Raw genomic sequence first — 14,261 nt, 5'->3', positions numbered from 1 at the left:
CTCCGCTTTGCCGCGAGCGTGCGCAAACCCGGGAATTATGTCGGCGTGTCGGCCGGCGACACGCACGCTCGCGGCAGGAGGGAGCGGGCGAAGTTCTCCTGCAGCGTCTCGGCGATCGGGCGCCACACCGGTTCGGGCAGGTCGTGGCCCATCCCGTCGACCACGACGAACCGGGCGTCCGGGATGGCCGTGGCCAACGCCCGGCCGTTGCGCGGCCGCACCATCGGGTCGTGCGAACCGTGGATCACGACCGTCGGCGCGGTGATCGCCTTGCTATAAGCCAGCAGGCTGCCGGTGCCCAGCAACGCGTCGACCTGGCGCAGCCGGCCGGGCGGGTACGTGCAGCGCTCGGCGAGCTGCTCGACGCGCTTGCGCAGGTCGGCCTGGGACGGCAGGAAGTGGGGGCCGTTGAAGACCGCGACGTTGCGCACCTCGTAGGCCAGCTTTTCCTCGTCGGAGGCGTCCTTGCCCGGCGCGTCGAACGCCAGCCTGATGACCCGCCAGGCCGGCAGCGCGGACAGCGGTTTGCCGGTGGCGGACATGATGAGGCCCAGCGACGCCACCCGCTGCGGCTCCGTGGCGGCGAGGATCTGGGCGATCATGCCGCCCATCGACGCTCCGACGACGTGCGCGCGCTCGATGCCGAGGTGCTCGAGCAGCCCGACGACGTCGTGCGTCATGTCGACCAGCGTGTAGGGCACTCGGCTGGTCCGGCCGAGGACATAGCGCCACGCCCGCCGGTACACCGAGCCTTCCGCGCGCAGCCCGTGCATCTTGGCCGACAGCCCGGTGTCGCGGTGGTCGAACCGGATCACCCGGTATCCGGCGTCGACCAGCCGCGCGCAGAAGCCGTCCGGCCACATCGGCAGCTGGGCGCCCAGCCCCATGATCAGCAGCACCGGCGGATCGGCCGGGTCGCCGAGGTCCTCGTAGTAGAGGTCGACGGCGCCTTGAGCGATGCCGCTACGGGTCAGCACGCTTTCTCCAAGGCGTGACCCATGGTCGGGGCTCCCAATTCTCCAGGCCGGCGATCAGCTCGTACATCGTTGCGCCGTCGATAGTCTCCCGGATGATGTCGGCGTGCCCGGCGTGGCGGGCCAGCTCGTTGAGCACGTGCAGGATCACCCAGCGCACCGACCACGCCTCGATGCCTTTGGGGAACCACGGAATGTCTTCGGGCACAGGCACTTTCGCGTCAAGATCGGTGGTCTCCACGAGCCGCAGCGATTCGGTGTTCTGCGCCTCGAAGGCGGCCAGCAGGCCCGTCAGCGTCTCGTCGGGGCGCATCACATGCTGGTCGGCGAAGTCCCTGGCGATCTCTTCGAACGGGCGAGGATCTTTCGGCGGCGCGCCCGGCGCGGCGGCCACCCGCGCCATCCAGGTCCGCTGCATGCCGGTCGCGTGCTTGATCAGCCCGCCGATCGACAGCGCGCTGTGCGTCGGGGTGGATCGAGCTTGTTCGTCGGTCAGTCCGTAGGACACCGCGAAGTAGGCACTTTGGTGGTAGGCCAGAAATTCGCGCAGCGCGCTGCGCTCGTCGGCGACGGGTGGGGCGAGAGCGGGCATGGGTCAGTGCTTATCACGCCGTGATCCCGAGCCGCTCGACGAGCACCAAAAACGCCGCCGCGAAGTCGTTTCCCGCGGTGTCGGCGCGCACCCGATCCCAATCCACCTGCTCGCGAACCGCACGCACCGACGGCAGCAGCGACGCGAAGTCGCAATGGTGCTCGGTCAGCGCGCACAGCTTCTGAATCACCACCTGCGTCGGCGCCAGCACCGGCATCCGGATGGCCAACACGTCGCGCTCCTCGCCCGACCCGATCAGCTCCGCATCGACCGGCACGCCGTTGATGCGGTGCAGCACGTCGACGACGGCGTCGTCGACGCACGCCTTGAACAGCCAGTCCTCCGGCGTGCGGTCGATCGTGAACCTGGCCTCGGCGAGTGTCTTGACGGCCACCTCGACCTCGGGCTCGGCGACCACTAGGTCCACGTCGTGCACCGGTTCGGGCGCCCCGTACACCCACAGCGCGTAGCTGCCGGCCAGCGCGAACTGCGGCCCGTGCGCCTTGAGCGCCGAGGCCGCGCGTCGCAGCGCCTCACGCAATTCGTCGTTGCGTGCGAACAGCGGTGATCCGGGGGCACTCATGCTGGGTAGGTAATACCCATGCGGATGGCGACCTTCAACATCCTGCACGGCCGCAGCATGCACGACGGCGAAGTCGACGTTGACCGGCTCGCCGACTGCGTGCGGCGGTTGGACGCGGGCGTGCTGGCCCTGCAGGAGGTGGACTGCGATCAGCCCCGTTCGGCGATGGCCGATCTCACCGCCGTCGCGGCCGAAGCGATGGGCGCGGTCAGCCACCGGTTCGTCGCGGCGATCGCCGGCACGCCCGGGGCCACTTGGATGGCCGCAACCGGCGACGAGCAGCCCGGCACCGCCGCGTACGGCATCGCGTTGCTGTCGCGGTATCCGGCGCTGAGCTGGCAGGTGCTGCGGCTGCCGCGGATTCCGCTGAAGTTTCCGATGTATCTGCCCGGGACCGGCCGGGTCCAGGTCGTCGACGAGGAGCCGCGGGCGGCGGTGGTGGCCCGGCTCGACACCGCTTTGGGCGAGCTGACCGTCGCCAACACCCACCTGTCTTTCGTGCCGGGGTGGAACCGGGTGCAGCTGCGCCGGCTGATCCGCGATCTGCGCGGCTTCCCGGGTCCGCGGGTCTTGATGGGTGACCTCAACATGAGCCCCCCCGCGCCGCGGCGCTGGACGGGCATGCGCCCGCTGGCCGAAGCCAAGACCTTTCCGGTCGAGGCTCCCGACCGCCAGCTCGACCACATCCTCACCGACGACGCCCGTCTGGTCGTCGATTCCTGTGCGACGCCCGCGTTACCGGTTTCGGATCACCTGCCGGTCGTCGTCGACGTGACGAGGGCGCGCACAACCTCGTAGGGTGCGGGAGTGCAGGTCATCGCTGCGGAGTCGACGGAACTGTTCGTCGGCCCGCCGGACGCACCGCTGCAACTGGCCCGGGTTACCGTCAGCGGCTGCGCGGAGCCGACACAGCTCCGGGTCGACGGCGACGGGCTCGCCGGGCAAGCGGGCCTCGAGACCGGGCAGGACGTCGTCGAAGTGCCTGTCGCGGTCGAATATCCGGTGATCGGCCAGCGACGGACCGCAACGGTTTCCGTCGCCGGCGCCTCGATGCGGTTCCCGTTCACGGTGGCCGAGCCCGGCTGGACGATGTTCATGATCAGCCACTTCCACTACGACCCGGTGTGGTGGAACACCCAGGCCGCCTACACCAGCGTGTGGCGCGAGGATCCGCCCGGCAGGTGCCGGCAGGCCAACGGCTTCGAGCTGGTGCATGCGCATCTGGAGATGGCCCGCCGCGAGCCCGAGTACAAATTCGTGCTGGCCGAAGTGGACTACCTCAAGCCGTACTGGGACACCCACCCCGAGGACCGTGCCGACCTGCGGCGCTTCATCGCCGACGGCCGCGTCGAGATCATGGGCGGCACCTACAACGAGCCCAACACCAACCTCACCAGCCCGGAAACCACGATCCGAAACCTGGTGCACGGCATGGGTTTCCAACGCGACGTGGTGGGCAGCGACCCGGCCACCGCGTGGCAGCTCGACGTGTTCGGCCACGACCCGCAGTTCCCCGGGCTGGCCGCCGACGCCGGCCTGACGTCGAGCTCGTGGGCCCGCGGACCGCACCACCAATGGGGCCCGATGCACAGCGACGGCGGCCTTTCCGGCATGCAGTTCTGCAGCGAGTTCGAGTGGATCGCCCCGTCCGGGCGCGGCCTGCTCACCCATTACATGCCGGCGCACTATTCGGCCGGCTGGTGGATGGACGAATCCACCTCGCTGGCCGAGGCCGAACAAGCAACTTACCGGCTGTTCGACGACCTGAAGAAGGTGGCGCTGACCCGCAACGTGCTGCTGCCGGTCGGCACGGATTACACGCCACCGAACAAGTGGGTCACCGAGATTCACCGCGACTGGGCCGCCCGCTACACCTGGCCGCGGTTCGTGTGCGCGCTGCCGCGGGAGTTCTTCGCCGCCGTGCGCGCCGAGTTGAACGCCCGCGGCCTGGCGCCGTCGCCGCAGACCCGCGACATGAACCCGATCTACACCGGCAAGGACGTGTCGTTCATTGACACCAAGCAGGCCAACCGGGCCGCCGAGCACGCTGTCCTGGAAGCGGAGCGATTCGCGGTGTTCGCAGGCGTTTTGGGCGGTGCTGAATACCCGCAGGCGGCGTTGGCCAAGGCGTGGGTGCAACTGGCTTACGGCGCTCACCACGACGCCATCACCGGCTCGGAATCCGATCAGGTCTACCTCGACCTGTTGACCGGCTGGCGCGACGCGTGGGAACTCGGTCGCGCCGCGCGCGGCACGTCGCTGGCGGTGCTGTCCCGACTAGTGGGCGGCGACGTTGTCGTGTGGAACCCGTTGGCGCACAACCGGACCGACGTGGTCACGGTCCGGCTCGGCACCGGAGCGCGAATTGTAGACGCCGACGGCGCCGAAGTGCCCTATGTCTCTCACGACGACTCGGTTACCTTCCTGGCGCGCGACGTGCCGTCACTGGGCTGGCGCGCCTACCGAGTGGGCGCCGGCGAGCCACGTCCCTGGGAGCCGTTGGCGGGCAACATGATTGTCAACGAACACTACCGGCTGGTGGTCGACCCGGCGCGCGGCGGCGGGGTCTCGTCGCTGCGGGTCGACGGGCGGGAGCTGATCGCCGACGGCCGGGTGGGCAACGAGCTGGCCGTCTACGAGGAATACCCCGCGCACCCGACCGGCGGCGAGGGCCCGTGGCACCTGCTGCCCAAGGGGCTGGTGGTGGGCTCGGCGGAAACGTCGGCCGAAGTGCAGGCGTATCGCACGCCGGTCGGCCAGCGGCTCGTCGTGCGCGGCCGGATCGGCAACCTGCTGCGCTACACCCAGACTCTCACGTTGTGGCACGGGATTTCGCGGGTGGACTGCCGCACTACCATTGACGAGTTCACCGGCTCCGACCGGCTGCTGCGGCTGCGCTGGCCCTGCCCGGTGCCGGGCGCGACGCCGGTCAGCGAGGTCGGCGACGCCGTTGTCGGGCGCGGTTTCGCGTTGCTGCACGACGGCGATCGGTCGGTCGACACCGCACAGCACCCGTGGACACTGGACAACCCCGCCTACGGCTGGTTCGGGCTGTCGTCGGCCGTGCGGGTTCGCCTCGGCGACCGCGGCGATCGAAAGCGCGGCGATTCGGTGCACGCGGTGTCCGTCGCGGAGGTGGTGTCGCCCACCGAGACCGTGTCTGGCCCGCTGGCCCGTGACCTGATGGTGGCCCTGGCTCGTGCCGGCGTCACGGCCACCTGCAGCAGCGCCGACAAGCCCCGCTACGGCTACCTCAACGTCGACTCCAACCTCCCCGACACCCGGATCGCGCTCGGTGGGCCGGGCCAGAATGCGTTCACCAAAGCTGTTCTGGCCGCAGCCGATCCGGTGTACAGCATCGAGCTGGACCGCCAGCTCGCGGAGACCGGCCGCGCCCGGCTGTGGGTGCCGGCGGCGGCGCCGCTCGCGACGACCTGGGTGCCCGGCGCCGACCTGCGCGACCCGCGGGCACTGCCGGTGCTGGTGATCGCCGGGCGTGACGACGCCGACCTCGGCCCGGCGATCGCATCGGTGACCGACGACCTCGCCGACGCCGAAATCGTTGTCGCCCAACAGGCCCCGTCGGGGATGCAACGGTTCGACTCGCACACCGTCGCGTTGCTCAACCGCGGGGTGCCCAGTTTCGCCGTCGACACCGACGGCACGCTGCACACCGCGCTGATGCGCTCGTGTACCGGCTGGCCGTCCGGTGTATGGACCGACGAACCGCGCCGCACCGCACCCGACGGGTCCAACTTCCAGCTGCAGCACTGGACCCACACCTTCGACTACGCGCTGATCTCCGGCAGCGGCGATTGGCGACAGGCCGAAATACCCGCTCGCAGCGCAGAATTCGGGCACCCGCTGCTGGCGGCTGTTGGGGGAACCGATGAGCTGCCCGCCGGCGGTTCCCTGTTGCGCATCGAGCCCGCCCGTGCGGTACAGCTGGGCGCCGTGAAAGCCGCGGGCAACCCGCTGGCCCGCGGCAGCGCCCAACCCGTCGACCCGCATTCGATCGCCCTGCGGCTGGTCGAAATGCACGGCGCTGCAACCGAAGTAGACGTTCGCTCGCCGCTCGGCACGCTGTCGAAGATCCGGCCGGCCGACCTGCTGGAAACACCCCAGCAGCATCGACAACCCGCCACGCTGCACGGCTACCAGATCGCCACCACGCTGGCCCAACTTGACATACCCAAGGTTTCCGACGGCGCCGGCCAGGCCCCGCAGGCCGAGCACGCGCAGCCGCTCTACGCGCGGTACTGGCTGCACAACCGCGGGCCGGCCCCACTCGGCGGCTTGCCGGCCGTCGCTTACCTGCACCCGCAGCGGGTCAGCGCCGCAGCCGGCGACGAGGTAACGCTGCGCCTGACCGTGGTCAGCGACTGCACCGATGCGTCGCTGACCGGCCGTGTCGCACTTCGCTGTCCGGCCGGCTGGAAGGCCAGGCCCGCCGAGCTGCCGTACACCTTGGAGCCCGGTGACTACCGGGAAACCGATGTGAGGGTGGCCATTCCGCCGCGCGCCGAAGCCGGGCTGTACCCGCTGCGGGCACAGCTGCACGTCACCGGCGACGACGTGCCGGCGGCATGGCGCCAGGTGGTCGAGGACGTTTGCGTGGTTGCGGTCGGCGGCGTCGACGGCCGGCTGGTGTCCCTGGTCGGCGAGCCGTCCGACGTCGAGGTCAGCGCCGGAGATTCGGCGCGGCTGGTCGTCACCGTCGGCACCGAGGCGTGCGCGGATCTGGCGCTGGAGGCACACCTGATCAGCCCGTGGGACACGTGGGAATGGACCGGCCCGGCTGCGCAAGGAGCGGTGCTGCCCGCGCGCGGCGCCGTCGAGCTCGGCTTCGACATCGCGCCACCCGCGTGGGCCGAGCCCGGTGAGTGGTGGGCGCTGGTTCGGTTGGCCTGCGCCGGGCACCTGCTGTATTCGCCGGCGGTGAGGGTGGCGGTCCGATGATCGTCGCCACCGTCGGTGGCGCCGGCGTCCCGGTCGACGAGGTCGACGCCCGCGAGGCGCGGCTGCGCGACGGCCCGCTGGCCGCTGCGCTGCCGGCGCCGGGCACCAGCGAGGGACGGCAACTGCGACGCTGGCTGACCCAGCTGATCGTGACCGAGCGGGTGATCGCCGCCGAGGCCGCGGCGCTCGGTGTGACCGACACGGATGCACCCGGCGAGTCCGAGCTGCTGCCCGATGCGACGGCCCGTCTCGAGATCGGCAGCGTGGCCGCCGCAGCACTGGCGAACCCGTTGGCGCGCAACGTCTTTGTCAGCATCACCGCCGACGTCGACGTCAGCGACGCGGACGTCGCCGCCTACCACGCCCGCAACCCGCTGCGATTCGCCGCGCCGGCGGCCGGCGGCGACGGCTGGTGCAGACCGGCGGCCGCTGCGCCGACATTGGACGACGTGCGCCCGCAGATCGCCGAGCATCTGCGAGCAGCAGCGCGCCGCAAGGCATTTCGGGTCTGGCTGGACGCGCGCCGGGCCGCGCTGGTGCGGCTGGCCCCCGGCTACGAGCATCCCGGCGACCCGCGACAGCCCGACAACACCCACCGCCACTGAGTTCCGCATGCTCATCTTGGCTCTCGACATCGGCGGCACCAAGATCGCAACCGGGCTGGTCGATTCCGTTGGCACAGTGGTGTATTCCGCCAAGCGCCCGACTCCGGCGGGCGAGGTGTGGGCCGTGGTCGAGGCGATGATCGGCGAGGCGATGGACGTCGCCGGCGGCGCGGTGGCCGGCGTGGGAGTGGCGGCGGCCGGGCCGATCGACCTTGCCGCGGGGACCGTCAGCCCGGTGAATATCGCCGGCTGGCGCGGATTCCCGCTGCGGGACAGGGTCGCCGCCGCGGTACCGGGTGTGCCGGTGCGGCTCGGCGGCGACGGGCTGTGCATGGCGCTCGGCGAGCATTGGCGCGGCGCGGGGCGCGGCGCGCGCTTCCTGCTCGGCATCGTGGTGTCCACCGGCGTGGGCGGCGGGCTGGTGCTCGACGGCGCCCCGTACCACGGCCGCACCGGCAACGCCGGGCACGTCGGGCACGTCGTCGTCGACCCGGATGGCCAGCCGTGCTCGTGCGGCGGGCGCGGCTGCGTCGAGACCGTCGCGGCCGGCCCGTCGATGACGCGCTGGGCGCGGGCCAACGGCTGGTCTGGCGCCGATGCCCTGGCGCTGGCCGAGTCAGCCGCGGCCGGAGACCCGTTGGCGCTGCGCGCATTTCAGCGCGGCGCCGATGCACTGGCCGCGATGATCGCCTCGGTGGCGGCGGTCTGCGACCTAGACGTGGTGGTCGTCGGCGGGGGAGTTGCCAACGCCGGCGGGGTGCTGTTCGACCCGCTGCGCGCGGCAGTGGCCGGTCACGCCGGCTTGGACTTCATCCGCGACTTGCGGGTGGTGCCGGCCGCGCTCGGCGGCGACGCCGGCCTGGTCGGGGCCGCCGCACTACTTGTTCCACCTCGCGCGAGTGGCCAGTTATGACACGCTCCAAGGCTTTTCGCGTGCCATAACTGGCCACTCGGCGGCAGCCAGATGTTGCGGTGCATGCGCTGTCGGCCCCAGTCGCACAGGGGCGCCAGCACCGGGGCGAGGGTCAAACCGTAGTCCGAAATCGAGTAGTGCACGCAGGGCGGGACAGTGCGGGCGTCGTAGCGTTCGATGATTCCGTCGTCGACAAATCTTGGCGGTGCTGATCACCGGCTCCATGGTCGGCGTCGAGTTCGCAGTCGCCGCGTTCGCGCACCCGATCTTCGCCGGCCTGCCTGACGACGCCTTCCGCGCGGCCCGCAGCGACGCCAGCCGGCTGCTGGGCAGGGTGATGCCGTTCTGGTATGCGGGCTCGCTGGTACCGCTGGTCCTCGTCACGGCCGTCACGCGCAGTTGGTTCACCGGGATCGCTGCCGTGCTGATGACCGCCGTTGTGTTGCTGACGGTCACGGTGCTGGTACCGATCAACAACCGCATCGGCGCCTGGTCGGCCACCGGTGAGGTCTCCCGCGAGTTGGCGCGCCGCTGGGATCGCTTGCACTGGCTGCGGGTGGCGATCATGGTGGCGATCTTCGCCTTGCTGACCGCCGCCTGTTTTGGCTGATCGCGGCGCAAACGCTATTGTGGTGGCCGATCCACCGAAGACCGTCGGTCACCGAGCAATCGGTTGAAGGTCCGGGAATTCCCGGCGGCCCACGCAGGAGGACGAGGCACGCTGAGCTGATACTGCACGCCCCGACCGCTTCCTGCGTCGGGGCGTTCGTCTTTCCCGGGCCGTAACGCCAAGGAGGTATGCATGGCCCGGGCTGACAAAGCCACCGCCGTTGCAGACATCGCCGAGCAGTTCAAGGCGTCCACTGCGACCCTGATCACCGAATACCGGGGTCTGACGGTGGCCAACCTGGCTGAGCTGCGCCGGTCGCTGGCCGGGTCGGCGAGCTATGCCGTCGCCAAGAACACGCTGATCAAGCGGGCCGCCTCGGAGGCGGGCATCGAAGGGCTCGACGAGCTGTTCGTCGGGCCCACCGCGATCGCATTCGTCACCGGCGAGGCCGTCGACGCCGCCAAGGCGATCAAGACCTTCTCCAAGGACCACAAGGCGCTGGTCATCAAGGGCGGGTACATGGACGGTCGCGCGCTGACCGTCGCCGAAGTCGAGCGCATCGCCGACCTGGAGTCCCGCGAGGTGCTGCTGGCCAAACTGGCCGGCGCGATGAAGGCCAACCTCGCCAAGGCGGCCGGGCTGTTCAACGCGCCGGCATCGCAGGTGGCCCGCCTTGCGGCCGCGCTGGAGGAGAAGAGGGCTGCCGAGGCTCCCGCCGCAACCGGCGAGACCCCGGCCGAGGCTCCCGCCGCAACCGCCGAGACATCAACCGAATAACGCACACCGAGGAAGGACCCACACCATGGCCAAACTGTCTACTGACGAACTGCTCGACGCTTTCAAGGAGCTGACTCTCCTGGAGCTCTCGGAGTTCGTGAAGAAGTTTGAGGAGACCTTCGAGGTCACCGCCGCCGCCCCGGTCGCCGTCGCGGCCGCTGCGCCGGGCGCTGCCCCCGCCGCCGCCGAGGCTGCCGAGGAGCAGTCCGAGTTCGACGTCATCCTCGAGGGCGCCGGCGACAAGAAGATCGGCGTCATCAAGGTCGTCCGCGAGATCGTCTCCGGCCTGGGCCTCAAGGAGGCCAAGGACCTGGTCGACGGCGCGCCCAAGCCGCTGCTGGAGAAGGTCACCAAGGAGGCCGCCGAGGAGGCCAAGACCAAGCTCGAGGCCGCAGGCGCCACGGTCACCGTCAAGTAGCTCGACGCACGACAACCCCCGGGAACGCTACGGGCTCTTCGGTGGCGACCCGCTGCGCCCGGCTCCGCCGCGCTGGCGATCGCCACCGGACCCGGGGGTTTCGTGTACCGCCAAGATTTGCGACTGCTGCGTCAATTCGCGTGAATCACCCAGTGCGACAAGCAAGTTCGTCGTCATCGCGGCAAGCACCGGCCCGACGGCGTCGCCGTCGTCGCCGTAGTAGCCGGCCAGTTCCAGCATCACGAAACCGTGGATCGCTGCCCAGAACTGGGCGGCAATCGCCACTACGGACGCGTCGTCGCCAGCAGAACCCGCGGTGATCCGGCCCGAGCGCATCGACCGGTGTACCGGATCCACCACCCGCGCGAAGCTCGGGTAGCGCTCGTTGATCTCGGCAATGGTCAGAGTGAGCAGGTTGTGCGCCGGGGCGTTGATGCCGTGCGCGCTGGTACTGCCGAACATCAGCCGGTACATGTGCGGGCGCTCGATTGCGTAGCGCCGGTAGGCGATGCCGGTGGCCACCAGGTCGGCGACCGGATCCGGGGTTTGCGGGACCGTTAACGCGTCGGCGAATTGCCGCAGGCCCTCCTCGGCAACCGCGGCGATCAGCGCCTGCATCCCACCGAAATGGGTGTACACCGCCATCGTCGACGTCCCCGCCCCACCGGCAATCTTGCGGGTTTGCAGCGCGTCGGGGCCGTCATCGTTGAGCAGCCTGACCGCGGCGTGCACCAATTCGTGGCGCACGCTGCGTTGCATCTGCGGGGAACTCATCATTGCCATCTTGGCATAGGCAGCGTACAGTGCTTATAACAATGTAATATCAATGTTATAGGAGCTAGATATGGCCACCGCCGCTACCGCCCCATCGACGAATCCCTACCTCGAGGGCTTCCTGGCGCCGGTGCGTGCCGAACTGACCGCGACCGGCTTACCGGTCACCGGCCACATCCCCGAACACCTCGACGGGCGGTACCTGCGCAACGGGCCCAACCCGGTCGCCGAAGTCGACCCGGCCGCCTACCACTGGTTCAGCGGCGACGCCATGGTGCACGGCGTGGCGCTGCGCGACGGGCAGGCCCGCTGGTACCGCAACCGCTGGGTCCGCACCTCGGTCGTGTGTGCGGCGCTGGGCGAGGCGCCGCCCGCACGGCTCAACCCGCGCGCCGGGATGCTGTCCGTCGGTCCCAACACCAACGTGCTCAGCCACGCCGGACACACGCTGGCACTGGTGGAGGGCGGGGGCGCCAACTACGAGCTGACCGAGGAGCTCGACACCGTCGGGACATGCGACTTCGACGGCACGTTGGCCGGCGGTTACACCGCTCACCCGCACCGCGACCCGGCAACCGGCGAATTGCACGCCGTCTCTTACTCTTTCGCGCGCGCGCGCAGCGTCCAGTATTCGGTGATCGACACCCTGGGGCGGGCACGGCGAACCGTCGACATCGCGGTGAGCGGATCGCCCATGATGCACGACTTCTCGTTGACCGAGAAGTATGTGGTGATCTACGACCTGCCGGTGACGTTCGACCCGGTACAGGTGCTGCCGACGAACGTGCCGCGCTGGCTCGGCCTGCCCGCCCGCCTGGTGATGCAGTCCCTGCTCGGGCGCGTCCGTATGCCGAGCCCGATGGCGACGATGATCAACCGCAACAGTCAGCCGACGAACAAGATGCCCTACAAATGGAACCCCCGCTATCCGGCGCGCATCGGGGTCATGCCGCGCGAAGGCGACAACCAAGACGTCCGGTGGTTCGACATCGAACCGTGCTATGTCTTTCACCCACTCAACGCCTACTCCGAAGACCGCAATGGCGCCGAGGTGCTGGTGCTCGACGTGGTCCGCTATTCGCGGATGTTCGACCAGGACCTGCGTGGGCCCGGCGACAGCCGGCCCGCCCTGGACCGCTGGACCATCAACCTCGGCGCCGGGTCAGTGACCACCGAACGCCGCGACGACCGGCCGCAGGAATTCCCGCGGATCAACGAGAGCCTGCTCGGTGCCCGGCATCGGTTCGGCTACGCCGTCGGCACCGCCGGCGGATACGTCCCCGATGGGCCATCCGAGATGCGTACGGCGCTCTACAAGCACGACTACGCGACCGGATCCTGCGCCGTAGCCGCATTGGACGCCGACCTTGTAATCGGGGAGATGTCATTCGTGCCCAATCCCACCAGCACCTCGGAAGACGACGGCATCCTGATCGGCTACGGGTATCACCGGGGCCGCGACGAGGGTCAGCTGCTGATGCTCGACGCCGAGACCCTCGAGGCGGTGGCCACCGTGCACCTGCCGCAACGGGTGCCGATGGGGTTTCACGGCAACTGGGCGCCATCCGATCCAGCCGGCGTTGGCCTTGACACACCTACCCGCGGGTAGCCAGCGATAGGCGTGTTGCCGCCCGCCCGGGTAGGCTAAAGTGACTGAAACCACAGGCCAGTCGGCAACGTCACCGGGAGGATTCGCATGGGCAAGGCAATCCGGGTTGAAGGACTCACCAAGTCCTTCGGATCCCAGCGAATCTGGGAAGACGTCACGATGGACATCCCGCCGGGCGAGGTCAGCGTGTTGCTGGGCCCGTCGGGTACCGGTAAATCGGTGTTTTTGAAGTCGCTGATCGGGCTGCTGCGCCCGGAGCGCGGCTCGATCATCATCGACGACGTCGACATCACCGAGTGCTCGGCCAAGGAGCTCTACGAGATCCGCACCCTGTTCGGGGTCATGTTCCAGGACGGCGCGCTGTTCGGGTCGATGAACATCTACGACAACACCGCGTTCCCGTTGCGTGAGCACACCAAGAAGAAGGAAAGCGAGATCCGTGACATCGTCATGGAGAAGCTGGCGATCGTCGGTCTGGCCGGTGATGAGAAGAAGTTCCCCGGTGAGATCTCGGGCGGTATGAAAAAGCGTGCCGGCCTGGCGCGTTCGCTGGTGCTCGACCCGCAGATCATCCTCTGCGACGAGCCGGACTCCGGTCTGGACCCGGTGCGTACCGCGTATTTGAGTCAGCTGCTGATCGACATCAACGCGCAGATCGACGCCACGATCCTGATCGTGACGCACAACATCAACATCGCCCGCACGGTGCCGGACAACATGGGCATGCTGTTTCGCCGCAAGCTGGTCATGTTCGGCCCGCGCGAGGTGCTTTTGACCAGCGACGAGCCCGTGGTCAAGCAGTTCCTCAACGGTCGCCGGATCGGGCCGATCGGTATGTCGGAGGAAAAGGACGAGGCCACCATGGCCGAGGAGCAGGCCCACCTGGAGGCCGGCCACCACGGCGGTGGTGTCGAGGAGATCGAGGGCGTGCCGCCGCAGATCACCGCCACCCCGGGCATGCCGGAGCGCAAGGCCGTCGCCCGCCGTCAGGCCCGCGTCCGCGAGAACCTGCACCTGCTGCCCAAGAATGCGCAGCAAGCCATCCTCGAGTCCCTCGAGGGCAGCGTCCAGGACTACCCGGCGCACGAGCGGGACTTCGGCGGCGAGGACCGTGGCCGCCACCGCGACTACGACGCGCCCACCGAGACCATCCGCACGCAATAGTCGGGCCACGCCGCGGCAGTGCCGGGAAGGAGTTCTCGCTGACAAGTTGGCGCGTCAACCCTTGACGGACGAGCCGGAAGGGGTCAGTCTGTTGGGCAGCATGTGTGCAGGGGAATCCCGAAGCGGCGGCCAGCGCCCGGATCGCCGAGGTTCCTGGGCACGGTAGTTGAGGAATGCGCAGTCCTGCGCTATCGTTGGACGTTGCGCTGGCTGCCTCCTGCCCATCTCACCCGCCACTTGACACCGTGGTCCTAGCCTGAGCCCGTTTCCGGCTCAGCGATCT

The 14,261-nt window shown here is 69.3% G+C and carries 13 protein-coding genes and 1 pseudogene; 9 read left to right on the top strand and 5 right to left on the bottom strand.

Annotation, left to right across the window (positions count from 1 at the left end):
* Positions 1-35: 35 nt before the first annotated feature.
* Genes AWB95_RS09350 through AWB95_RS09340 form a run of 3 tightly spaced genes read right to left on the bottom strand, consistent with a single transcriptional unit; the run spans position 36 to position 2,149 of the window.
* Entirely contained in the window at positions 36-977 is a 942-nt protein-coding gene (locus tag AWB95_RS09350) for an alpha/beta fold hydrolase (RefSeq protein WP_062540418.1), read from the bottom strand.
* Positions 964-1,566 carry a DinB family protein gene (locus AWB95_RS09345; RefSeq protein ID WP_062540419.1) on the bottom strand — a complete coding sequence of 201 codons (603 nt, stop codon included), beginning with the start codon at positions 1,564-1,566 and terminating at the stop codon, positions 964-966. Before AWB95_RS09345 ends, AWB95_RS09350 begins: the two co-directional genes overlap by 14 nt.
* A 13-nt stretch (positions 1,567-1,579) precedes the next feature.
* Positions 1,580-2,149 (bottom strand): nucleotidyltransferase, encoded by a 570-nt coding sequence (locus AWB95_RS09340; RefSeq protein WP_062540420.1) that lies wholly within the window; start codon positions 2,147-2,149, stop codon positions 1,580-1,582.
* An 18-nt stretch (positions 2,150-2,167) separates the two neighbouring features.
* On the opposite strand from AWB95_RS09340, the gene AWB95_RS09335 reads away from it, so the two are divergent.
* From AWB95_RS09335 to AWB95_RS09320, 4 genes are read left to right on the top strand one after another with little or no spacing between them, the layout of a single operon-like run.
* The gene (locus AWB95_RS09335) at positions 2,168-2,947 is read left to right on the top strand and encodes an endonuclease/exonuclease/phosphatase family protein (RefSeq protein ID WP_062540421.1); all 780 of its coding nucleotides are present in this window, start codon (positions 2,168-2,170) and stop codon (positions 2,945-2,947) included.
* A 9-nt stretch (positions 2,948-2,956) separates the two neighbouring features.
* On the top strand, positions 2,957-7,108 hold the full coding sequence (locus tag AWB95_RS09330) for a glycoside hydrolase family 38 N-terminal domain-containing protein (RefSeq protein ID WP_085168067.1): 4,152 nt from the start codon (positions 2,957-2,959) through the stop codon (positions 7,106-7,108).
* Complete coding sequence (locus tag AWB95_RS09325) at positions 7,105-7,713, top strand: DUF7158 domain-containing protein (protein WP_085168065.1); 609 nt, start codon at positions 7,105-7,107, stop codon at positions 7,711-7,713. The genes AWB95_RS09330 and AWB95_RS09325 overlap by 4 nt, the downstream gene beginning before the upstream one ends.
* A 7-nt stretch (positions 7,714-7,720) precedes the next feature.
* Positions 7,721-8,626, top strand: coding sequence for an ROK family protein (locus tag AWB95_RS09320; RefSeq protein WP_085168063.1), 906 nt, complete (start codon positions 7,721-7,723; stop codon positions 8,624-8,626).
* A 68-nt stretch (positions 8,627-8,694) separates the two neighbouring features.
* On the opposite strand, the pseudogene AWB95_RS23940 reads toward AWB95_RS09320, so the two are convergent.
* Positions 8,695-8,805 (bottom strand): annotated as a pseudogene (locus AWB95_RS23940) (winged helix-turn-helix transcriptional regulator); the annotation flags it as partial.
* A gap of 44 nt (positions 8,806-8,849) precedes the next feature.
* On the opposite strand from AWB95_RS23940, the gene AWB95_RS09310 reads away from it, so the two are divergent.
* The 3 genes from AWB95_RS09310 (at position 8,850) to rplL (ending at position 10,431) form a co-directional block, all read left to right on the top strand.
* On the top strand, positions 8,850-9,236 hold the full coding sequence (locus AWB95_RS09310) for an anthrone oxygenase family protein (RefSeq protein WP_062539710.1): 387 nt from the start codon (positions 8,850-8,852) through the stop codon (positions 9,234-9,236).
* A gap of 192 nt (positions 9,237-9,428) precedes the next feature.
* A complete protein-coding gene (gene rplJ, locus AWB95_RS09305) occupies positions 9,429-10,013 on the top strand; it encodes a 50S ribosomal protein L10 (protein ID WP_062539706.1) in 585 nt (194 codons plus the stop codon).
* A gap of 25 nt (positions 10,014-10,038) precedes the next feature.
* Complete coding sequence (rplL, locus tag AWB95_RS09300) at positions 10,039-10,431, top strand: 50S ribosomal protein L7/L12 (protein ID WP_062539705.1); 393 nt, start codon at positions 10,039-10,041, stop codon at positions 10,429-10,431.
* Positions 10,432-10,458: 27 nt separating this feature from the next.
* Here rplL and AWB95_RS09295 read toward each other — a convergent pair whose 3' ends face one another.
* Positions 10,459-11,208 carry a TetR/AcrR family transcriptional regulator gene (locus AWB95_RS09295; protein ID WP_084707081.1) on the bottom strand — a complete coding sequence of 250 codons (750 nt, stop codon included), beginning with the start codon at positions 11,206-11,208 and terminating at the stop codon, positions 10,459-10,461.
* Positions 11,209-11,275: 67 nt separating this feature from the next.
* On the opposite strand from AWB95_RS09295, the gene AWB95_RS09290 reads away from it, so the two are divergent.
* Together AWB95_RS09290 and AWB95_RS09285 are read left to right on the top strand one after the other, a co-directional pair.
* The gene (locus AWB95_RS09290; protein WP_085168061.1) at positions 11,276-12,814 is read left to right on the top strand and encodes a carotenoid oxygenase family protein; all 1,539 of its coding nucleotides are present in this window, start codon (positions 11,276-11,278) and stop codon (positions 12,812-12,814) included.
* A gap of 87 nt (positions 12,815-12,901) precedes the next feature.
* Positions 12,902-13,978 (top strand): ABC transporter ATP-binding protein, encoded by a 1,077-nt coding sequence (locus AWB95_RS09285; protein ID WP_062539704.1) that lies wholly within the window; start codon positions 12,902-12,904, stop codon positions 13,976-13,978.
* Positions 13,979-14,261: the final 283 nt, after the last annotated feature.

Source organism: Mycobacterium celatum, assembly GCF_002101595.1.
Classification (GTDB): Bacteria; Actinomycetota; Actinomycetes; order Mycobacteriales; family Mycobacteriaceae; genus Mycobacterium; species Mycobacterium celatum.
This window is presented reverse-complemented; position numbering and strand designations above follow the sequence as displayed.